General features: G+C 37.3%; 19 protein-coding genes and 2 pseudogenes. 13 read left to right on the forward strand and 8 right to left on the reverse strand.

The annotated features are described in order from the left end of the window. Positions 1-259 precede the first annotated feature (259 nt). Entirely contained in the window at positions 260-1,258 is a 999-nt protein-coding gene (locus tag BIV59_RS16580; protein WP_071352569.1) for a phosphotransferase, read from the forward strand. An 89-nt stretch (positions 1,259-1,347) separates the two neighbouring features. Here the strand turns inward: BIV59_RS16580 and BIV59_RS16585 are convergent, their stop codons facing one another. Next, on the reverse strand, positions 1,348-1,656 hold the full coding sequence (locus BIV59_RS16585; protein ID WP_071352570.1) for a hypothetical protein: 309 nt from the start codon (positions 1,654-1,656) through the stop codon (positions 1,348-1,350). Between the two features lie 433 nt (positions 1,657-2,089). Beyond that, positions 2,090-3,352 (reverse strand): glycoside hydrolase family 18 protein, encoded by a 1,263-nt coding sequence (locus BIV59_RS16590; RefSeq protein WP_071352571.1) that lies wholly within the window; start codon positions 3,350-3,352, stop codon positions 2,090-2,092. 247 nt (positions 3,353-3,599) lie between these two features. On the opposite strand from BIV59_RS16590, the pseudogene BIV59_RS24100 reads away from it, so the two are divergent. From BIV59_RS24100 to BIV59_RS16600, 3 genes and pseudogenes are all read left to right on the forward strand, one after another. Continuing rightward, positions 3,600-3,902 (forward strand): annotated as a pseudogene (locus tag BIV59_RS24100) (site-specific integrase); the annotation flags it as partial. A gap of 226 nt (positions 3,903-4,128) precedes the next feature. Beyond that, positions 4,129-4,680, forward strand: coding sequence for a helicase (locus tag BIV59_RS16595; RefSeq protein WP_071352572.1), 552 nt, complete (start codon positions 4,129-4,131; stop codon positions 4,678-4,680). Positions 4,681-4,968: 288 nt separating this feature from the next. Then, the gene (locus BIV59_RS16600; RefSeq protein WP_240501932.1) at positions 4,969-5,754 is read left to right on the forward strand and encodes a phosphotransferase family protein; all 786 of its coding nucleotides are present in this window, start codon (positions 4,969-4,971) and stop codon (positions 5,752-5,754) included. Positions 5,755-6,056: 302 nt separating this feature from the next. Here the strand turns inward: BIV59_RS16600 and BIV59_RS24265 are convergent, their stop codons facing one another. The 3 genes from BIV59_RS24265 to BIV59_RS16610 form a co-directional block, all read right to left on the reverse strand. Next, entirely contained in the window at positions 6,057-6,185 is a 129-nt protein-coding gene (locus BIV59_RS24265) for a hypothetical protein (protein ID WP_276205151.1), read from the reverse strand. Positions 6,186-6,209: 24 nt separating this feature from the next. Beyond that, complete coding sequence (locus tag BIV59_RS16605; RefSeq protein WP_071352573.1) at positions 6,210-6,512, reverse strand: DUF3895 domain-containing protein; 303 nt, start codon at positions 6,510-6,512, stop codon at positions 6,210-6,212. Positions 6,513-6,833: 321 nt separating this feature from the next. Continuing rightward, positions 6,834-7,364, reverse strand: coding sequence for a hypothetical protein (locus BIV59_RS16610; protein WP_071352574.1), 531 nt, complete (start codon positions 7,362-7,364; stop codon positions 6,834-6,836). A gap of 651 nt (positions 7,365-8,015) precedes the next feature. Between BIV59_RS16610 and BIV59_RS16615 the strand changes: the two genes are divergently transcribed. The 3 genes from BIV59_RS16615 to bglA all read left to right on the forward strand — a co-directional run bounded on the left by BIV59_RS16615 (position 8,016) and on the right by bglA (position 11,385). After that, complete coding sequence (locus BIV59_RS16615; protein ID WP_071352575.1) at positions 8,016-9,128, forward strand: hypothetical protein; 1,113 nt, start codon at positions 8,016-8,018, stop codon at positions 9,126-9,128. 255 nt (positions 9,129-9,383) lie between these two features. Continuing rightward, positions 9,384-9,932: a PTS sugar transporter subunit IIA gene (locus BIV59_RS16620; RefSeq protein ID WP_240501930.1), complete on the forward strand. Its 549-nt coding sequence runs from the start codon at positions 9,384-9,386 to the stop codon at positions 9,930-9,932. 13 nt (positions 9,933-9,945) lie between these two features. Continuing rightward, positions 9,946-11,385 carry a 6-phospho-beta-glucosidase BglA gene (gene bglA / locus BIV59_RS16625; protein WP_071352577.1) on the forward strand — a complete coding sequence of 480 codons (1,440 nt, stop codon included), beginning with the start codon at positions 9,946-9,948 and terminating at the stop codon, positions 11,383-11,385. Between the two features lie 410 nt (positions 11,386-11,795). Here the strand turns inward: bglA and BIV59_RS16630 are convergent, their stop codons facing one another. Beyond that, positions 11,796-13,223 carry a YfcC family protein gene (locus BIV59_RS16630; RefSeq protein ID WP_071352578.1) on the reverse strand — a complete coding sequence of 476 codons (1,428 nt, stop codon included), beginning with the start codon at positions 13,221-13,223 and terminating at the stop codon, positions 11,796-11,798. A gap of 399 nt (positions 13,224-13,622) precedes the next feature. On the opposite strand from BIV59_RS16630, the gene BIV59_RS16635 reads away from it, so the two are divergent. The 3 genes from BIV59_RS16635 (at position 13,623) to BIV59_RS16645 (ending at position 15,639) form a co-directional block, all read left to right on the forward strand. Then, positions 13,623-13,832, forward strand: coding sequence for a hypothetical protein (locus BIV59_RS16635; protein WP_071352579.1), 210 nt, complete (start codon positions 13,623-13,625; stop codon positions 13,830-13,832). Positions 13,833-14,116: 284 nt separating this feature from the next. After that, positions 14,117-14,854 carry a tRNA pseudouridine(38-40) synthase TruA gene (gene truA, locus BIV59_RS16640; protein WP_071352580.1) on the forward strand — a complete coding sequence of 246 codons (738 nt, stop codon included), beginning with the start codon at positions 14,117-14,119 and terminating at the stop codon, positions 14,852-14,854. 245 nt (positions 14,855-15,099) lie between these two features. Further along, on the forward strand, positions 15,100-15,639 hold the full coding sequence (locus BIV59_RS16645) for an SH3 domain-containing protein (protein ID WP_071352581.1): 540 nt from the start codon (positions 15,100-15,102) through the stop codon (positions 15,637-15,639). A gap of 79 nt (positions 15,640-15,718) precedes the next feature. Here the strand turns inward: BIV59_RS16645 and BIV59_RS16650 are convergent, their stop codons facing one another. Together BIV59_RS16650 and BIV59_RS16655 are read right to left on the reverse strand one after the other, a co-directional pair. After that, complete coding sequence (locus BIV59_RS16650; RefSeq protein ID WP_071352582.1) at positions 15,719-16,069, reverse strand: ABC transporter ATP-binding protein; 351 nt, start codon at positions 16,067-16,069, stop codon at positions 15,719-15,721. A 180-nt stretch (positions 16,070-16,249) separates the two neighbouring features. Further along, on the reverse strand, positions 16,250-16,672 hold the full coding sequence (locus BIV59_RS16655) for a VOC family protein (RefSeq protein ID WP_071352583.1): 423 nt from the start codon (positions 16,670-16,672) through the stop codon (positions 16,250-16,252). A 255-nt stretch (positions 16,673-16,927) separates the two neighbouring features. Between BIV59_RS16655 and BIV59_RS16660 the strand changes: the two are divergent. From BIV59_RS16660 to BIV59_RS16670, 3 genes and pseudogenes are all read left to right on the forward strand, one after another. Then, a pseudogene (locus tag BIV59_RS16660) lies at positions 16,928-19,824 on the forward strand (DEAD/DEAH box helicase). 13 nt (positions 19,825-19,837) lie between these two features. Then, positions 19,838-20,164, forward strand: a complete 327-nt coding sequence (locus BIV59_RS16665; RefSeq protein WP_071352584.1) for a nucleoside triphosphate pyrophosphohydrolase — start codon at positions 19,838-19,840, stop codon at positions 20,162-20,164. After that, positions 20,157-22,556 (forward strand): DEAD/DEAH box helicase family protein, encoded by a 2,400-nt coding sequence (locus BIV59_RS16670; RefSeq protein ID WP_071352585.1) that lies wholly within the window; start codon positions 20,157-20,159, stop codon positions 22,554-22,556. The genes BIV59_RS16665 and BIV59_RS16670 overlap by 8 nt, the downstream gene beginning before the upstream one ends. The last annotated feature ends 67 nt before the right edge of the window (positions 22,557-22,623 follow it).

Below are 22,623 nucleotides of genomic sequence, written 5' to 3' on the forward strand. Positions count from 1 at the left end.
CCAACTTTTTGAAATTAACCGAAGGTTGGCTAGTTTCTTGCGCTCATTTTCTTCGTAAACTGCTTGATTGTGTTCTTTTCTCTCTAATCAAATCTTCAAAGTAAAACAAGTTAGATAGCAATATGGTGAAAAAATGCGTAATTAAGAGATAAATGTTTGTTTATTGAGGGAGTTAGTGTAACTAGCGTCCGAATGAGTTTGCAGGAAGTTGAGACCTTCTTAAAGAAGTATACTATACATCAAAAGGAGGAATTGGATAATGGATTGTTTATTAGAACAACTGAAAAAGGAGCCAATGTTACGATACATACCGAACAAAAATGAAATAGAAAAACTGTGCGAACAATATAAAATTGGTGAATTAGTAACTATCGACGGAGAATTAGGTGGATTGTTTAATGTTAATCTAAAAATTAATACTACTATAGGAAACTATGTAATCCGTGTACATTCTGGTTTGAGTAGTGAAATACATCTACTGGCTGAAAAGCACTTGTTAAAAAAATTGATAGAGCAGGACATTCCTGTACTGACACCTTTAAATACAACTAACGGTAGTTACTTTTCTACATTACATAACAGATTTGTTCAGATAACGCCTTTTGTTCAGGGAATCCCTTTTATATTTTCCAACGAACAGGTTTACCGATGTGGCAATTTACTGAAAAAGTTTCATAATGCTTTAATTAGGGAGGAAGAGATTCCTACCCCAAATTGGTCCAACTATCCATCACATCGAGTGTTAAAACAGGGGATTTATCAGTTGGTAAAACTTCAAAGGTACATACACGAACCTCCCCTTATAACAGAGGTTGAAAGACTTTATGAAAAGGTTATGAACGAGTGGTCGTGTTTAAATGGAGATTCTTTAAAAAAGGTTGTTATCCACGGAGACTGGCATCCTTGGAATGTATTGTTTAATGATAAAAATGAAATAAAATATATCCTTGATTTTGACTTTCTTCAAAAAGGAGAACGTATTCACGATATAGCTTACTTTCTTTGGACTATTAGAAATGAAAAGAATAAAAAAAAATTGGGGGAACATTTCTTGAAAGGGTATGGTCCTTTAACAACTAGCGAGATTGAACTGTTACCTATCGCGATAGCGAGGGCAAGTTTATTCTTCTTATGTACTGCGTCATTCGTTGCAAATCCAGGTCGAGAGCTAAATGAACAAATGCAGGTACAAAAGCCCTATATTGAATACTTATTATCTGATAATGGAAAAACAAGTATCAAACAATTAATAAATTGATATTAGCCACTTAGCAACATTGCTTCTTTTTTCACTAATGGGGAGGTTAGTGGAAGAACAAAAGGTGATATATTTAGGATATGTAGTAATTATTTTGTTTGTACAAGTCCAAATAGAATGTGCAGTATCCCAGAAATAATCAGCACCATATATTGGTTGTGCCTCTTCTTTGCTAGAAACTCAGCAATAGTATCACTAATAATTGAGGCTATTACCCCATATATAAGGACTGCTGGAAATAAATACAATAAGAAAATATTAAGTATTGCAGCCGTTGAAATAAAATAGTTTTGACCGACTATCCATGATTCCCTATAAAAGGTTGCCATTATCAAGGAAAGGACTATGGCAAACAACGTACTGGAAAGAGACGCAGATACAATCTTTCTAGAAAACATTCCTTCACCTCACCTTTAAATTATTAAACCATAAACAAAGATCCTTTAGGAACTTATTTACATATCTCTGAATTTGAGAATTTGATCCCCGGGTGTAACTAAAGGGTGCGTTCGTTTAAGAATGTTTGGCTGCTTCGGCAGCTTTTTGGTTTGTCCATTAACGGGCTGGTTAGCGTACATATCGGTACTGAAAAAGGATCTTCGGCGGAAGATCCTTTTAGCTGCTCAGTCAATTGGGCAAAAATTCAAATTATGTGAATTGGTTTTATTAATAAGGTTATTTTAAACAGGTAACCTTATTATAAAAAAGTGGAACACTTTTGTTATAAATTTACATAAGAGGATTTAGAATTAAAAAATGAGCGTAATCATGAAGGTAAGTGTAGGTGACCAATTAAGTTTTAATAATATTAAATGAATATAGGTACCAATCTTATACCTTTTTTATGGTGAAAAACTTTGTTAAAAGCCAAGGTCCTGCCGTAAATCCAAGTGTTAATTGCCATGCGCCTATCCCTTGTAAACCATACTCTCGAACTAATATCATCTGTTCGCTGATACTTCTGACATCTTCGAACCAAACTTCATGTAATTGTCCTTCCTGATCTCTATACCGAAAGAATGGAGATTCATATTCTTCTGAATATTGTATAGGTGACTGGTACCTCATTGCTGTTTCAATTGCGCTCTGGTTTGATATACCTGGTGCAACTGTCCCTGGTCTATATGGTATTATCCAATCGTATCCGTATAGAGGTATCCCAAGTATAATTTTTCTTCTTGGTACCCTTTCTATGGCAAATTCAATTGTTCTTCTAACTTCAGTAATTGGTGCTACAGGACCAGGTTCACTCCCAGCATGATGCCAATCATAAGCCATGATAAACATAAAATTAACCACAGCCCCAATTCCTCCATAATCGTAGCCTCTTAACCAGGGGATATCTTCGCTTGTTTTAGCGGGAAGAGCTATTGTTAACACATATCCTTTTGGTGCAAGGCGGTCCCTTAATTGATGTAAAAATCCTGTAAAAAGATCCCTATCCTCAGCACTTACACGCTCAAAGTCAATATTTACTCCACCGTACCCCTTTCTAGATACCAAATTAAAAATATTATTGACAAGATTTGTTCTTGCTGTTGAATTATTTAGCACTTGATGAACAAGTTCGGTACTGAAACCTTCCGGAGTGAGATTAGTAATGGTTGCAAGTGGTGTAACTTTGTTTTTCCAAGTCTCTTCAATAGCAGCTAAATCATTTAGATCATTTGTAATAGCTCCATTTGCAGCAATATGGTATTCAAAAATAGAAATTAAAGTTGAGTAAGGTGCAAAGTCCCTAATCAATGTACGATCTAAATCTGGATTTCGCACAACATAAAAACTCAAAGTACTTGCAAGATAATCTGATATATTAGGAATTGTTAATTTCATTCCTGGTTGTAATGAATTGGGGTTTATTAAGGGATTGGCTGCTCTTAATTTTTCTAAGGGAACAAATGCTTTTCTTGCAATACTAATTAGTGTGTCGCCCAGCTGAACAGTATATATATAAAGTGGAATAAGGAGAGCTTGACCTGGAACGATATTAGTTTCCTCTAACCCGTTGACACTACGTATCTGGTCAATAGTAGAATCATAACTTCTACTTATTGAAAATAAAGAGTCACCCCGCTGAACTATGTGAATAAACATTTTCTGGCCTCCAATACTTCATTTATTATTTGACCTGCAAAAGATCCAAATTTGGGGTTATTATGTAAATAATATTAACTTTCCTTCCTATATATGCTTTTATCAAGTCAGTATTATAGATCGATATAAGGGTGGGAACTTGGAGTATATAGATGGTATGATTCTGTAAACCTTGGAAAAGAAGGGACAAAATCATGAACCTTATAAAAAACGACAGCCCATTCGGAACAAGCAGCAGCTGGAAGATATGAAGCGGGAGCTTAAACGCCATTGTTCAGAACGTGATTATATTCTGTTTGTCATGGGCTGTTAAACCGGTCAGAGAGTTGGAGATCTTTTACAAAACCAAACAGATTCTGAATTTGAAAGGAAAGTACACGAAGATACTGCGCATCAAAGAAGGAAAAACACAAAAAATCAGAGAAATGTACCTTGAAAACTGCTTCCAGGAAATATACGGCTATGCCGTCAATGTGGACAGTGATTGGCTTTATCCATCACGCCGACCCAGGCATACCGGCAGTTAAATAAGGCCGACGACTTTGCTGGTGATATAGATAAGCGTTTAAGGACTGTAAAGGGTGCGATTGTTCAATAAGAGCAGTCGCTTTTCTTGTTCTGCTAATGGAACAGATAGCTCAAGAAGGATATTTATTTTTGAATGAAGAAATGAAATATGAGGTGTTTAAGAGTTTACTGAAGAGATTATCTTTTGTTCAGCCCTCGAGACAGATTGCTCATAAGCTTATAAAACCAATTCGTGCAGGAGTGACTTTATGAGTGTTGAAAGAGATAAAATATACCCCGACTGCCCAACTTTTATTAGAACGGTCAAGGTTGGCGGTCTTACGAAGTCGCAGCTTCTAAAAAAATTGCAAAAACATTCTATTTTGATGAATAAGTTTGGAGAGATGCTATTCGCAGATGATAAATTTACTATTTCAGATACGATATACAGTGTGAGGGCTGTTGAGCTGAAAGTTCGTAATCTTGGCTTTCCTGAAGGAGCTACTATACCCCAGCTTTTTAAAAAAGCGAACCAGGCTGGCTTAAAATTATGCCCCATTGAGCTAGGACCACATTTGAGATTGGAGTATCTGGATCAATCCGAAGGTAATTCAGGGAAACCTATTAGGCGACATCGTGCACACTATGGCTCCATTACAATAGCATCGGAAATATTATCCGAAGATGTCGGGTTTCCGAAAGGTTTCTATCTTAGACGAATTTGTGGTGTGCTGTGGTTGCGTGGATACGTTGCTGATTATTTGCACGTCTTGGATCCAGATGATCACTTTGTCTTTTGTCTAAACGAAAACTTGAATTGAAAAATTCCTTATTCAGTCAACAGGCACGATTGTGGAATAAATGTCACTATTCTTATTGAGCTACCATGAAAATAAGTTTCTTCACTCAAACGTTAAAAGAAAAGAGGAGAGAGAGAGTAAATAATAAGTCTATGGATTAGGGTTGACTGAATAAAGGTCTGTATCAGTATTGACACTTCCTAACCATTTTCATTTTCTGTGGTGAAGCGATGATTTTTCCGCTTCATGGATGGCTAACGGGTGTGGAAAAATCTCTTTTTAATCGGGGTGAATAATCAATTGCAACCAATGCTTATTCATGAGATTCCAATAGAAATAAAGGAATATATTAATGGAATAAATTCCATTAGTTTTCCACGACAAGGTTATACTTCAAATGTAGGGATAATTGAAAGTAATCGAGGTTTTTATGTAATAAAAAGGACAAAGGGAGAGTTATTTTGTTCGGGGTTAAATAGAGAAATATCTGTAATGAACTGTCTGGCTAAGGAAACAAAACTACCTATTCCAAAAGTAATGCAATTCATTCAACAAAAAGACCAAATACAATGTTGGGCTGTCTTTGAGTTCTTTGAGGGGGAAAGTCTAAGAATAGCTTTATGCAATGAGAAAAACAATGAAAAACGTAGAGAAATGATATTTAATTTTGGAAAAATCCTATCACAAATTCATTCAACCCCTTGTCCGAAGGAACTAATGCACGAACAAACTTGGCTTGACCAAATGTTGATACAGGGAGAATATAACTTCAAAAATCACAAGGTAGATGGAACTGAGGAATTATTAGAAAAAATTAAAAAGAATAAACCCAATGATTGTAAACAAACCCTAATTCACGGAGATTACACGATTGATAATGTTTTAGTTTACAACGGAGAAATTACGGGGGTAATCGATTGGGGGACTGGAACCTATGGCGACCCAAGATATGACGTATCATTGGCTATTCGCCCTAAACCAAATGCATTTGAAAATGAAATAGATAAACAAATTTTCTTTGAAGGGTACGGGGGAAAGATTATAGATAGTAAGGTATATGATTATTTTGTAAACGGATTATATGAGTTCTTTTAATATCTTTGTTCTTCAATTAAGATGTGCTTTAGTTGAACAAGAAACAGAATTAGACCACACATATTAGATATGTTTAATATGTGTGGTCTTTATAATATCAACTGTTTCATTATCTAACCTACATATAATTTGAAATGGGGTTATTCTGGGGGAAGTTAAGAAGATGAAGAGTTTTATATATAATTCCACAGGAGATATCACAAAAAGCTGGGGCCCTGTCATTTTATCTATTTGTTGGATCCCTGCTCTTTTGAGCCTCCTTTGATAAAGGAAAGAGCTTATAATCTTATAAAAAATTATGCTCAGTACCAAAAAGAAGAAGGTTGCTGCAGCCAGGGTGATATTGCTCGTTTTGAATAATATCCAAACACTAAAAAAACTATTGCACCCCAAATTAAATCATCTAAAGCTTTTTTCTGTTTCTTTTTCACAATAGTCCTCCGGATTATATGGAATTATTCCACTTTGTATATTCGGTCCGTTTTTTCTTTATCTTCAGATAACGACAATTTCCCCTGTACCACAAAACCATCTAAAATCTTACACACTTTATGAAAATCTTTTGGTTTATCAGTGGAGTAACGTTCGGTTGAGATTTTATTTTGCTCTATCAATTGTTCACAGATATCTCTAGCACTAATCTGACCTTTTGATATAAGGGTAAGTATAAAATTCTCCAAAGGGCTAGAGAGAGGCGGGGGAGGTTCTACCGTTTTATTATCTTCAAAAAGAAGAGACTCAAAAGAAATTTGATTCATGGTTTCTTTTCCTCCTTAAACTTTACTTTGTATACGATAATGACCTATTAACAATAAAAGCCGTCACCTTCCCCGGCAGCATTCAGCGGATGTTATAGCTTAGCACAAATGCTTTGAGAGTGGATATTAAGTATTTATCCGAATATTATTTTTGTAATTTAGTTAGTATCTTTTTTTGAATTTATTGTATTCCACCGACAATGCCTTCTGAAAGTGGCTTAATCCAATGCTGCACTTTTTCCTGGGCTTCATCTAACTTAGAAGAAGCTATAGAGAAGGATTTGCTCCCTGTGAAAAGGTAATAATACAACCTGACACCCTTTATTTTGTTCGTAAAATGAGTCTCCATTTATCAAATTTCTCAAATTGAATCACATGATTTTTCTTTTCATAAATAAAGATGTGACCTGGTTTTGAAGGTTCGCCCATTACCTTTAGAATCTCGGATTTTGAATCATTCAGTTCTACTTGAATATTGTTTATCACGTTCATTTCATCTACATAAATATAAAACGTTTGATTTTTAATCGTATACCGATACAGTTGGCGTTCTTCCAAGTCACGATGCTCATCTGGTTTGCCCCAATCTTTCTCTATATCGCTCAACTTCAAGGTCTTATCAAGTTTTAATGGCGTTCCTCTTAAAGCTCCGTTTTGCAAGTCTTTAATCGAATCCCTATCTAAATTAAATACACTGTTCTTCGGATTGTCTTTTACAGGATTTGTTTCTTCTTTTATATTACTGCTGCAGCCAGATAAAATAAATAGAGCAATACTCAATATCATTAATGCATTTTTTGTTTTCAAATTCATCCTCCTTTTTACTTCGTTTTCTGTGTTTACTATTTTCATCTTAACCTCCCTTTCCTTATTTTTTAAGTTTTTATATTTTAATCATAAAGACGGGCGTTATAAGAAGTATAGTAGAACGCTGTTAACACCGTTTTTTATCCAAACCACAAAGCCCCCATCATAAGGAAACTCTCGTACTTATTTATAAGTTGTAATCAGTTTCTTATCTTTCATTCTTTATCCTCCTATATAGTTTAGAATGAGCGTATGAACACGTTAACCATTTCGTGAGGACTCAATGGCCTCCATAACGGCTTATATTACTTTTTTAGCAAGGTTAGTATATTTTTGTGTTGTCTCTATGGAATTGTGCCCCAGCTGATCTCTGAGAAAATGATACTTGTCTCTATTTTTTGATTCAGTTCCTAAACTTTTTCTTCCGTACGAAACTAGAAAAGGCTTCATGGGGACTTTAAGATAAGATTAGTGTTGTTAATGCAGGCAGGAGAGGGAGTTCCCTCTCCTTTTTTACTTTGCTTAATCTAAATGCCATGCTGCATCGAATTTTTTTACAGTGGTTTAGGAAAATCAGCATGTGGTATGTGTAATATGACGCTTTTTAATTATTTTGAATACATATATAGTAGAGTTTTAAAGTATAAAAATCAGTAAGTGGAGAAAAACCATATTTACTAAAATAGGTGGGATAAAGTGAAAAAGATTATTAAGGCAGGAGTTTCTTTGGCGGCCATCCCGTATTTATTGTTAACCGGCTGTTCAGAAACTGCAACTTCACAAAAGGAAGTGCCGGAGCTAAGAGAGAGGCCGGTCATAAGTTCGCAGAATGTAACTAAAGAATTAATAGAGTCTCCGAGATTCCCGCATATGGCTTCCTATCAGGCTATCAGACCTTCCCAGAAGGCACAGCCGTTAGAAAAGAAATATACGAAAGAACAGTTAGCTAATATGCCAAAATCAGAGGCGCATGGAGATGCAACGGACAGAAGTGTTCCTTTAGGACAAGTCTTGCAAAAAGATGCGTCAGATCAGACAGACGGGCCGCTCCAGAAATATAGAATTGTTTCGTATTATGGAAGTCCCCATTCAAAACAAATGGGGATTTTAGGGGAATATAGTCCTCAAGCTTTAATGGATAAATTGAAGAAGCAAACACGTGCTTATTCTGAACTGGACCCTAAGAGGCCTGCTATCCCTGCAATTGAATTGATCACAACTATTGCACAGCGAACTCCGGGACCAAAGGGTCTTTATGTGCACCCGACACCAACTGCCGACATCGAAAAATATGCGAAGCTGGCAACAGAAAATAATGCTGTATTGATTTTAGATGTCCAGCTGGGCCGCGACACCGTTATGAACGAGGTAAAATCAATAGAAAAGTATTTAAAACTGCCAAATGTATATTTAGCGATAGATACCGAGTTTCATGTGGGTAAAGGGCAGGTGCCTGGAGAGAATCTGGGACATGTGGATGGTAACGAGATACAGGAAGCTATTGAATATGTATCCAATTTAACAAAAGAAAACGGACTTCCGGACAAAGTGGTTGTGGTCCATCAATTTGCAGGCAAAATTATCAGCAATAAAAGCGCCATTCATCCGACAAAAAATGTGGAAGTGGTTTTAAATAATGATGGATTTGGAATTCCAGCCTTAAAACGGTCAGGATATCATCAGCTTGTGCGAAACCAGCCTATCCAGTACGGCGGGTTCAAGCTCTTCTATAAGAATGATCAGCCTTTAATGACCCCTAAAGAGGTTCTCGAAATGGACCCGGCACCAGCTTTTATTAATTATCAATAATTAGATACATACAAAGAGCGCAGCGGATTAGGATTTCCGCTGCGTTTGGTGTTACTTTAAGATTTAAGAAACATCTTATCTTTGGTTTGGATGTATTTTTGGAGCCATCGCAGCAAGCCTTTTCAATCCATATTACTTTGCCTATGCAGGGCTGCCGGGGCAGTTAACAATTGTAAACGGAATCAATGCAAAATTCCCTTTATCCATCTGGGGAATCTTGATTGGCGTGGCAATTGCTATTATTTTTCCGATTATTTGATTCGAATTTTTGGATACGGGGAAGATACAGCTAAACAAACAGACAGTGAACCTGCAGAACAGGTTGGGGTAGTAAGCCAGCCTGATGAATATGAAGAAGTTGTTTATTCATCTCTAAGCGGGACAGTCATTCCATTGTCAGAGGTGCCGGATCCGGTATTCAGCTCCGGTGCAATGGGTGAAGGTATCGCCATAGAGCCGGCAGATAATAAATTGCATGGCCCGTTTGATGGAACTGCCGTGATGGTGGCACCGACCAAGCATGCCATTGGCCTCCGTTCAAATAATGGCGTGGAAGTACTCGTTCATATTGGACTTGATACGGTTAAATTAGAAGGCAAGCCATTTGATTTAACGGTGAAAGAAGGCGATAAATTCCATCAAGATGAGGTGCTGATTGAGTTTAATAAAGAATGGATTGAAAAACAAGGCCTTAAAACAGTAACGCCGGTCATTATTACAAATACACAATCATTCCAAGAAATTATTAGTGAAAATACAAAGAAACTACTATCAAATCAGAAATTAATTACGGTTGTAAAATAGGAGGGTTTTTGAAATGAGTAAATTACCGAAAGATTTTCTATGGGGCGGCGCTTTAGCTGCTCACCAATTCGAAGGCGGCTGGAGTGCAGGAGGCAAGGGACCGAGCGTTGTTGATGTAATGACTGCCGGCGCACACGGTGTTCCCCGGAAAATTACTGATGCCATTGAGGAGAACGAATTTTATCCGAACCATGAAGCAATTGATTTTTATCATCACTATAAAGAAGATATTGCCTTGTTTGCGGAAATGGGATTGAAATGCTTGCGGACTTCGATAGCTTGGAGCCGTATCTTTCCAAAGGGAGATGAAACGGAACCGAATGAAGCCGGTCTGCAATTCTATGATGATGTGTTCGATGAGCTCCTGAAGCATGGCATCGAGCCTGTCATTACTTTGTCGCATTTTGAGATGTCGCTGCATCTAGCCCGGGAATATGGCGGTTTCCGCAATCGCGAAGTTGTCGGCTTTTTTGTTCAATTTGCAGAAACATGCTTCAAACGGTACAAGGATAAAGTGAAATACTGGATGACGTTTAATGAAATTAATAACCAGATGGATGTGAACAACCCGATTTTCTTATGGACAAACTCGGGTGTTGAGGTGAAGGAAGGCGAAAATGCAAAAGAGGTTATGTATCAAACTGCGCATCATGAGTTAGTAGCAAGTGCGCTGGCGGTGGCTAAGGGAAAGGAAATCAATCCTGAATTTCAAATTGGGGCGATGGTGTCGCATGTGCCAATTTATCCTTATTCCTGCAATCCAGAAGACATCATGCTTGCGGAAGAGGAAATGCGGCAGCGTTATTTCTTCCCGGATGTTCATGTGCGCGGCTATTATCCGGCTTATGCGCTCAAGGAGTTTGAACGGGAAGGGTTCAACATTAAGATGGAAGACGGAGATGACGAAATTCTCCGGAATGGAACTGTCGATTATCTTGGCTTCAGCTATTATATGTCCACAACGGTAAAAAGTGATGTCAAAAAGGACAATATAGGGGATATCGTGAACGGCGGCTTACCAAACGGCGTAGAGAATCCTTACATTAAAGCGAGTGACTGGGGATGGGCAATTGACCCAACAGGATTGCGTTACACATTAAATCGATTCTATGACCGTTATCAAATTCCGTTGTTTATCGTGGAAAACGGTTTTGGCGCTGCAGATGTTCTGGAAGAGGATGGTTCGGTCCATGATGCTGCGAGAATTGAGTATTTAAAATCGCATATTGAAGCATTGGAAAAGGCAGTTGCGTATGATGGTGTGGATTTAATAGGTTATACACCATGGGGCATCATTGACATTGTCTCCTTCACAACCGGAGAAATGAAAAAGCGCTACGGCATGATCTACGTCGATCGCGACAACGAAGGCAAAGGAACCATGAAACGCTTTAAGAAAGACTCTTTCGATTGGTACAAAAAAGCAATTGAAACGAATGGCGAAGTTTTGTAACATCATTTTCAGGTTAAGCGGAAGTAAGTTTTATTACTCTATAAAAACTCCCGGTTTTAGAATTTCATAAACAAAGCAAAGGAGAGGGAATTCCCTCTCCTTTACTTTTGGCAATCCTAAATTTGTATGTGTAATTAGGAATCAACATGGTATGTATAAAACCTCCAGTACGGCCGGTTCATTCTGTTTTATAAAAAGGATCAGCCATCATTGACCCCTAAAGATATGTTAGAACTGGACCGGCACCAGCTTTAATAATTACCAATAGGGAGATCCATGCAACAGAACGCGGCGGATTCATCTTTCCGCTGTGTGCAGTTTTTATATCAAACTTTTAAGCTGTGTAAATAGAAAGTGTTTAAAATGCTGATTCAATATCAAAGTTCCTATGTACCCCTTCTTGAAATTGGTTAATGTGGTCCCCAATTTATTAACACTCCAATGACGATGATGACTAATCCAATCACAAACCACATGGCGACTAACGGGAGTACAAATCGTACCCACTTCGAATATGGAATGCCGCTTGCAGCTAATACTCCCATTAAAACACCAGATGTTGGATTGAAGGAGTTTACGACACCTTCACCGACCATAACCGCTTGTATAGCGACCTGCCTTGTTATATGCATTAAATCAGCAAGAGGAGTAAGAATTGGAATTAGAACTACAGCCTCTCCGCTTCCAGATGAAATAAAAAAGTGTAAAAAGGCACTTAGGAGATACATGCCGATTGCTCCGAATATCGGGCTTAATCCATGTAATAAGCTGGCAAGAGAATTGACGATTGTATCTAATAAATTACCTTCTGTTAGTACAACAGAAATTGATCTTGCCATCCCGACAATTAACGCACCATACACTAGATTCTGACAGCCGCCTATGAACGTTTTGGCAATCTCGTTCATTCTTAAACCGCCAATGATTCCTGCTGCAATTGCAATTAAAATAAAGACGGCAGACATTTCGTTATCCGCCCAGCCGAGCTTAAAAGCTCCGTACACATAGAGGATTAGTAATAAAGCCGTAATAGCCAAGATTAGTTTATGTTTCCAATGAAATGTTATTTTTTCAAGAGTACCGGAAATCACCCGTTTGTCCGGGAACCATTCGTCACCCAGTATGCTTTTATTTGTTTTCTGCAGTTTTTTTGAGTACCAAAACAAATACCCAATCGTTACAGCTATAAAGGCCAAATAGTTAACAAGCCGCAGTCCCATCCCAGAAAACATAGGAAGCTCAGCCATCTTCTGTGAAACACCCAAAGGAGTAGGAGATAAAATTTGAGCGTTAAACCCTGCATATGTACCTAAATAAATAATGGCTGCGCCAACCATCGCATCCCATTTAAGAGCTCTAGCCACCAATAAACCAAGCGGAATAAACCCGATAACAGAGTTTACCACAATTCCTGTCGTTCCCAAGATAGAAAATAAGAATCCGACTGCTGCGATAAATAAAAGTTGTCTTGTCTTAAAACGGTCAACAACAGAATGGATTAAACTATTGACGGCCCCCGTTTTTTCAAGGACGGCAATGGTACCGCCGGTAAACAGTACTAAAAAGATGATGGAAGCTGATGCAGCCATTCCTTGCGGGAATGCTGAAAAAAATTGAACAAAGGTAACTGGAGTTTGTGCAATCGTGTGATAACTGCCTGGTATAACAGAAGTGATATCCCCATGCACGACTCTTTTGAATGCACCTGCAGGAACAAGGTAGGAAGCAATGGCTGCGATAAGTGCAATCACGAACATGAGCACGTAGGCATCTGGCCGCTGGAAAGATTTTGAGGATATTCCTTCACTGGATGGTTCTGGCTGCAAATTTGTTTTCATTCCTATTCCCCCTTATTTTATTAGTAATTATTTTAATGTTCAAATTATTCAGAAATCATATATTATTATATTTAATGATTCCATTTCTTTCAACAAGAATTGTATGAAATGAAAGATAGACCGAAGTATTTAGGTGATTTTATGTTAATTAATTGCGTTGTCTCAAGCATTGAAAAAATATTAAACGATTTGCATCACAACATTTATTAAAGGGGTGCCTAATTTCTTCAGGCTAGACGGCACTCAACCCGCCGTTGACTTGCTTAAGATCCATTACATCTATTTAATTGATTCAGCACATGCTATAATAAGGAACTTAGTAGTATTAATCTTTTTCTTATGATGGAACGGATGCCAAGAGAAGCCTCCGCATAGCGAAAAATTTGGAGGTGCAAGAGTATGAATAGAAGATGGACGATTGATAAAATTAAGGAATTTGTTGAAAAGAATTCGGAAAGCAAGCTTCTGACGACGGAATATCACGGTTTTTCTCAGAAGTTATTATTAAAATGTGCATGTGGCAGCAACTTTGAAAAAACATTTACGAAGTTTAAAAATAATAACCAGCGTAAGTGTGACGTTTGTCAGCCGCCAAAAGAGGCACGATAACATTAACGTAGGGAATAAATGAAGTGCCGATTTCTATAAAAAGAGTTGGCACTATTTTTATGTAACTCATGTAGGGTTCATTGCATGAGGTTTACTACCTAGATACACTAAGCTTTATCACTAGTATGGATGAGTATAGAGTCATGTAAAATAAATTCTAATAGCTGATTAAGAAATTCGTGCGTTAAAGAATAAGTCATATGTTACCCATACAGATGAAACTGTATGAGGACTTTTGTTTTTTAGGGATATTCAGTTTAAAGCAGTGAAATCAGGAGGCAGCAATGAATAATTATAAAATGACGATACAATATGATGGCGGGCGCTATAAGGGCTGGCAGCGGCTCGGCAGCGGTGATGAATCAATTCAAGGCAAAATTGAAAATGTATTAACAGAACTGGCTGGGGAAAAGATTGAGATTATTGGAAGCGGCAGAACAGATGCGGGTGTACATGCTCTTGCTCAAATAGCCAATTTTAAAATGAGTGAAGGTAAAACTGAATCTGAAATCATGGAATACTTGAATAGATATTTACCGCAGGATATCAGTATTGTTGAGGTCATATCAGTCCCAGAACGTTTTCATGCCCGTTATAATGCCAAAGAAAAAACGTATTTATATAAGATCTGGAACGAGCAATATACCAATCCTTTTATGAGGAAGTACAGTATGCATGTTGACCAAAAGCTGGATATCACAAAAATGGAAGCTGCCTGTCAATATTTTATTGGAAAACATGATTTTACTGCTTTTTCAAATGCAAAGTCTAAGAAAAAGTCGATGGTCCGTGAAATATATTCTATTGAAATAGAAGAAAATGCAGGATTCATTGAAATTAGAGTGCGGGGCAATGGTTTTCTTTATAATATGGTAAGAAAAATGGTAGGAACATTGATAGAAGTAGGTTTAGGTGAGATAGAGGCTGAAAGTATACCTGGTATCCTAGAGTCAAAAGAGAGAGTTCAAACGGGCCGCATGGCTTATGCAGAAGGTCTTTACCTAGAGAAAGTTGATTTTTAAAAGGAATAAACGTTTTAGGTTGTTAACTTTATTTAATTCCTGAATAACCTTCCGGAAGCGTACTCACTATACGCTTCTTTTTTGCGATTCAGAAGTTAGAAAATCCTATGAAGGTTATCCACAAAGTCATTAGTTTTTGTCACAAATCCAACTTTCAAATCATTTTGGAAAATGATGAACTTTTCAGATAACATTTGGGTTAAACTGGGTATAGAATAACAGCTCCATGCGAAAGGGGATATTATATGAATTCATTAAGAAAAAAATCGCTTTATGCTTTGTTTGCTGCCGGATTAACTTTGACGTCTGTTTCAGGTGCCATTCCATTTACACATGCAGCACAAGTGCAGGCTTCTTCTGATGATTATCAAAACTCTGTTTCCTACCACAAAGTAACCGCATCGAGCATTAAAGTTTGGTCAAAGCCAAGTACGAAAAGTACTGTGCTTGGATCCATGAAGAAAAACAGCATTGCAGCCGTTGAAGGTTTTATCAACGGTACGAAGTGGGCCCTAATTACGTATAAAGGAAAAACGGCTTACATCTCTACTGAGCATTTGGTGCGATATTTAAGCAAGGCAAAGACCACATCAGATGTGAGGCTCCATATTAAGGCTGCTACGGGTTCGAAAACGCTGATCGTCGTGCCAAAGGGAACCCTATTGAAAGACGTATACTGGGGAAATGGCAGCAAATACTCTCATTGGGCTCTGGTACAATACAAAAACAAAACAGGCTGGATATATGGCAAATTTCTGACGCCAAACGATATGCGGATAAAATAATGAAAAAGCCATTACAGTTCATCTCATGACTGTAGTGGCTTTTTGCTGGTAAAGATATTACTTTTGGAATGTTATCTTTCTATACCTTTCGCAAAACACCTTTTTTCGCTAAATTAATTAAAATACCTTTATTTTTATACCGATTGTAAGCGATCAGTTTATTAAGATCCTTTAACGTTAACTTGTCAGGCTCCGTTGCAAGAACGTATTCATTACCAATTTTAGCGATAAGAGAAAGAGCAAATTCTATTTGCTTGGCAGTTAAAGATAAATCTTCAACAGCAGAGGATGGACGTTTTAGAGATTCAGCATGCTCTTTTAGCCGTGCATCCACCAATGCTTCAATTTCCTCCTGGCTGAATGGTTTTGTTTCTGTTTCCAAGCTTTTTTGTTTAGGATTTTTCAGCTTCTCTAGTAATCCTTTGAGCATACTTTCACATCACTTTCTTTCATCAGACGATTCTTTGTAGGTTGTGTTCATCCTTTAATTTTAACATAATATATCTAAACTGATAATTATTAACATTTTAATATATTGCTTTTAGAATAATTTGAAGCAATAAAAAAAGAAGGGCAGGCAATCGGCCTATCCTTCTTTCATTATTTACTTTCACATTTCGCCGTTGTCAAAGTTGATTTGCCAGTGAATGCCGAACTTATCAGTTAGCTGTCCATAAAGCTTGCTAAAGAATGTTTCCTGCAGCTCCATGGTAACCTTGCCATCATTGCTCAGCTTGCTAAACACCGATTTTAGTTCTTCCTCGTTTTGACTGTTATAAGTAAGGGTGACATTATTTCCTTCCACATAAGGCGAACCAGGCATAGTATCGGAGAACATTACTGCACTGCCGCTTATTGTTAGTCTTGCGTGCATAACCAGGTTTTTTGCTTCCTCTGCGAGCGGAAAATCCGGATGCTGTGGTGCTTCTCCAAAGGTCATAATCTGCGGTTTCTCTGTGTTAAAAACCTCTGAATAAAATTCCACTGCGTCTCTCGTATTTCCGTTGAAATTCATATAAACATTAATAGACATCGGCACCACTCCCAGAAAATTTATAATAAAACTCCATATATAATATTAAGCCATTTAAAAACTACAATCAAAATATTCTTGAAATTTTCGTTCGACAATTACCGTTAGAAAACTTTCAATAATATTTTTACCTAAAAATGACCAAAAGACTGTTGAAAATGACAATATGAATAAGAATACTTTATGTCAATATATTGACATAAAAAAATCCCTGGCATTACAATTAAAGGAAAATAAATGTTGAATGGAGCTAAAGTGAACAATATTATTAGCAATTTAGAAGCTTCTTTATACAGAGGGTTTATTGACCAAGAGCATAAAATTTCAGGGAATTATAAGCCAAAGCTATTAGTTAATAATGTTAGAAAAAATGAAAATGTTTTAACCACTATTTTAGAGGAACTTGCTCTAAGTAAATCCTTTATTTTCACGGTCGCATTTATCACGGAGAGTGGTTTAGCGACTCTAAAATCTCATTTATATGATCTAAAGCAAAAAGGTGTCCGAGGAAGAATACTGACTTCTACATATTTAAACTTTAATCAACCCAAGGTATTTCATGAATTAATGAAGATTGAAAATCTTGAAGTAAGAACCACAGATATTAAGGGGTTTCACTCTAAAGGCTATATCTTTGATCATGGAACTCATTATTCTTTAATTGTCGGCAGCTCCAATCTAACCGCGCATGCATTAAAGGTGAATTATGAATGGAATGTTAAACTTACTTCACATGAAAATGGAGAAATCGTGCACCACTTTAAAAACCAATTCGAAGAAATTTGGGGCCATTCTAAGGTCTTAACAGAAGAATGGATTTCTGAATATGAAAAGGTATATCAGGAAGTAGAAATGAAAAAAGAGTTATCACAAATTAAAGAGTTACCAGGTTCTTATCAAACGAACTCAATAAGTGATGCTCTTTCTATTGTTCCAAATAAGATGCAAATAGCTGCATTAGAAAGCCTTAAAGAGCTTAGAGAATCCAATAATAAGCCCTTATTATCTCTGCAACAGGAACAGGGAAAACCTATCTTTCTGCTTTTGATGTCCGTGCGTACAATCCTAAGCGGATGCTTTTCATCGTCCACAGAGAACAAATATTAAAAAAGGCGATGTCGGATTTTCAAAAGGTTCTTGGCGGGGTAGATAAGGATTTTGGGATTTTATCTGGATCAGAAAGAAATGTCACGGCTAGGTATTTATTTGCAACGGTTCAAAGTATTTCAAAGGACCATATGTTATCGTCTTTTTCTCCAAAAGACTTTGATTATATATTGATTGATGAAGTACATAAAGCAGGAGCCAGTTCCTATCATAAGGTTATTAATTATTTTGAGCCATCCTTTCTGCTAGGCATGACGGCCACACCAGAAAGGAGTGATGATTTTAACATTTATGAGCTCTTTGATTATAATGTGGCATATGAAATTCGCCTGCAAGCAGCACTTGAAGAAGATATGCTTTGTCCTTTCCATTACTTCGGTGTAACAGACGTAGAGATAGACGGACGGCTTATAGATGAAACAGCATTGTTGACCAAGCTAGTGACAGAAGAGCGTGTAAATCATATTCTCGAGAAAGTAGAATATTACGGACATTCAGGGAACAGTGTTAAAGGACTCATGTTTTGCAGCAGAAAAGAAGAAGCGAGAGAGCTTTCTATTGCTTTAAATAATAAAGGCTACAGAACAATTGCTTTAACCGGTGATGATTCTCAAGAAAAAAGATTGGAAAGTGTAGCTCAGCTTGAAGAAGGTTCCCTCGATTATATTTTAACAGTTGACATTTTTAATGAAGGTATCGATATACCCTGCATTAACCAAGTAGTGATGCTGCGGCAAACACAATCTAGCATTATATTTATTCAGCAGCTGGGCCGTGGACTTCGTAAGCATGAGACTAAGGAATATGTGACCATTATTAATTTTATCGGCAATTACAAAAACAATTTCCTAATTCCAGTTGCATTGTCAGGCGATCAATCACTTAATAAGGATAATATTCGCAGGCACACAACAGATTCTAGCTATCTAAAAGGTGTATCCACCATTAATTTTGAGGAAATAGCCAAGCAGCAGATTTTTAAATCCATTAATACTAGCCGTCTGGCAGATGTGAAGTTTCTAAAAGAGGCGTTTCATAACTTGAAAGATAGAATTGGTCGAATTCCTTATTTATTCGATTTTGTAATCAACCATTCTATTGATCCTTCAGTAATTGTAGATGGAAAGGCTGCTTACAAAGTTAATTACCATCAATTCCTCTTGAAGTTTACTGACAATGCTCCTGCATTAACTGCATATGAAAATAGTGTGCTAACCTGGCTTTCTCAAGAAATATTGCCTGGAAAAAGAAAGCATGAAGTTCTTTTATTGCTGCACTTGCTCACGACAGGACCGATTAATAGTGAAAATTTCATAAACCAATTAACAGGAAATGATTGCTTAACAGATCAGGCAACACTGCAATCTGTCCAATATATTTTAGATTTGAGCTTTTTTAATCAAGTAGCTAGAAAAAAGTATGGCGAAGAACCTATCGTTTTATTCGAAAATGACACCTACCTCTTTAACCAGAAGATAAGATCTAGCCTTTTAAACAACGAGTATTTTCGGTCATTAGTGCAAGATGTTCTTTCAGTTGCGATGGTGAAGAGCAAACAATACGAAGGTAGACAGCATTTGTCATTATACAAAAAATATACGAGGAAGGATGTTTGCAAACTTTTAAATTGGAGAAATGATGAAAGCTCCACGATGTATGGCTACAAAACGAAGCATCAAACCTGTCCGATTTTCATCACCTATCATAAAAATGATGAAATAGAAACAAGTGTTAATTATGGTGATGAATTTTTAAGTCCAGACATTTTAAAATGGTATACAAGAAACAATAGAACCCTATTGTCTAATGAAGTGCAAACTATCATTCAATCAAAAGAAAATGAAATTGATCTACATATTTTTGTGAAAAAGGATGATGACGAAGGGGCCGATTTTTATTATTTAGGTAAAGCCATTCCGGACCAAACCTCTGTACAGCAGGATAAAATGCAGGACGGCCAGCCGGTTGTCCATATGGATATGGTTATGGAAACATCAATTGAGAGCAAGCTTTACCACTACCTTGTGAATGAGAGTCATAATTAAAGGGGGAATCGTTTTGCCGGTTTATAATAAGTTAGTCCGAGATAGAATTCCAGAAATTATTGCTAATACTGGAGTCCAGTTTTCTACTAGAATACTGGATGATCAAGAGTTCCTGCAAGAGCTTAAAAACAAGCTCAAAGAAGAGCTGGAAGAGTACCTGAATACAAATAACGATAAAGATGCTATAGAAGAACTAGCGGATTTGCTGGAACTTATTCATGCGCTTGCAGATAGGCATGGATCTTCCTTTGAAAAGCTGGAGGAAGTTCGTGAAAAGAAAGCAGAGAAACGCGGCGGATTTAAGGAGAAAATTTTTCTGATTGAGACTAAAAATGAGTGAAATTGAGCTCATCACTAATCAGCTCGGCCAGCATATTTTGAAGGAAATGAAAAAAGCAGAAGCTATCTGTATTCTTACATCCTTTAACATGAAATCTGGTGTTTCCTTTCTAAAAGAGGCTTTGAAGGAGGCTGCAGTGCGCGGTGCAGACATTAAAATATGCACAGGCGATTACCTTTATATCACACAGCCGGAAGCTTTGAAGAGTCTTTTGGAGATAGATGAAAACCTGGAAATTCGTTTATGGAAAAGCAATGGAGTATCATTTCATCCAAAAGCTTATCTGTTTCGTGGAAAAGAAGAAAGATGCTTTGTAATAGGTTCCTCAAATCTATCAAGGTCAGCATTATCCAATGGTGTTGAGTGGAATTTATCTGTCGCAGATGACTCTGAAACTTATTCTCTTGCAGAGGATAAATTTCTTGATGTGTTTTACTCAAATCAAACGGTGGGCTTAAATGCTGAGACACTAAAACAATATGAATCAGATTATAATGAGTTTCACAGAAATAATCATCATTTGGCGAGGGCTTGGACAGAAACAGAAGAGAAGGACCTTATGCTTCCGAAATCTGCGGATGATGGTGTTACAGTCGTTAAGGAAGATGATGCCTACTACAACATAATAAAACCGCGTTTTGCACAAATAGAGGCTTTAGAGGAGCTTGAGAAGACCCGGGAAGAGGAATATAACAAAGCACTGGTTGTTATGGCCACTGGACTTGGAAAAACCTATTTAGCTGCATTCTTTGCCAAAAATTTTAAGAGAATACTCTTTATTGCTCATCGTGAAGAAATCCTTCATCAAGCAAAAAATACCTTCAGGATGGTTATGCCGGATAAATCATATGGGCTATATAACGGTTCATTGAAAGAACATGCTGCAGATGTGATATTTGCGTCGATATATACCTTGAGCCTGAAGCCTCACTTAGGGCAGTTCAGTCCTGACAGTTTTGACTTGATCGTTGTGGATGAATTCCATCACGCGGCAGCAGCTTCCTATCAGCGGGTACTGAATTATTTTAAGCCCCAATTTTTACTGGGGATTACTGCTACACCAGACCGAAATGACAACAAAGACGTGTATGCAATCTGTGATGGCAATATTGCTTATAAAATTGATTTTCTTGAAGCAATTAAAAGACAGTGGCTGTCTCCCTTCCGTTATTATGGCATTTACGATGAAACGGATTATAGCGGGATAAAGTGGCTCGGCAACAAATATGACGAACAGCAGCTGCTGCAGGTACAGTTAAAGGATGAAATGGCACAAAAAATACTAAACGCCTGGAAGGAAAGAAAGCAAACAAGGACGATTGGTTTTTGTTCTTCTATTGTACAAGCCGACTATTTATCCTCCTTTTTTAACCGGAATGGCTATAAAACCGCAAGCTTGCATTCCAAACAGCTGGAAATTAGCAGAGGACAGGCAATACGGCAGCTGGAGGATGGCGAACTGGATGCTATTTTTACAGTTGATCTTTTTAATGAAGGAGTGGATATTCCTTCTGTTGATACCCTTTTGTTTGCAAGGCCGACTGAATCGCTGACCGTTTTTACCCAGCAAATAGGCCGGGGTCTCAGGCTTCATAAAAACAAAGAAAAGTGCGTAATCGTTGATTTAATTGGCAATTACCGAAATGCAGATGTGAAATTGAGCGTGTTTGATACAGAAGGAACCAGTAAACAAGGAAAAGTTATCGCATCCGTTCCGCAAATGTTTGAATTCGAACTCGATCTGAAGGTCATTGATTTGCTTAAAGAAATGAAAAGAAAAAGACAGCCGCATAGAGAGCAGCTTTTAGAGGCTTATGTGAATGTTAAACAAGATTTAGGCCGAAGACCATCATATCTCGAACTGCACTTGCACGGGATAATGGATTCCCGGCAATACAAAAAGGAATTTCAGTCCTATTACGGATTTCTTGACTACGCCAATGAGCTGTCACCAAAAGAAAGAGCTGTTTATAAGAACTATCAAAATTGGCTGAAGGATATTGAGAATAACAGTATGACCAAAAGCTATAAAATGGTTGTTATTCTAGCAATGCTTGATAGAGGAATTAAAAATTGGGATAAGCCATTATCGCCAAACGAGGCAGCACCTTTTTTCCATCGCTACTTAACGGAGGCCGCATACAGAAAGCAGATAGATTTCGCTGATAGAAAAGATCTGTGGGAGTACAATGAAAAGAAGATTAGTAAGCTTATAGAAACTATGCCAATGAACAAATGGACCGGAAATTCTGCAGGATTTAAGGATGGCTATTTTACTTTGAATTTCAGCATTGAACCCGAGGATCTTGAGTCTCTCTATACCATGACAAAGGATATTTGCGAATACCGGCTTCATATGCATTTTGAACGAAAAGGAAAAATGTTAAAATAAGCCGTTTTTATGCTGTGGCCCAATAATAATCCTATATATTCCACAATTGTGCAATTATTGTAAGAAA

It is taken from the genome of Bacillus sp. MUM 13 (genome assembly GCF_001866725.1).
In the GTDB taxonomy this organism is placed as follows: Bacteria; Bacillota; Bacilli; order Bacillales; family DSM-1321; genus Peribacillus.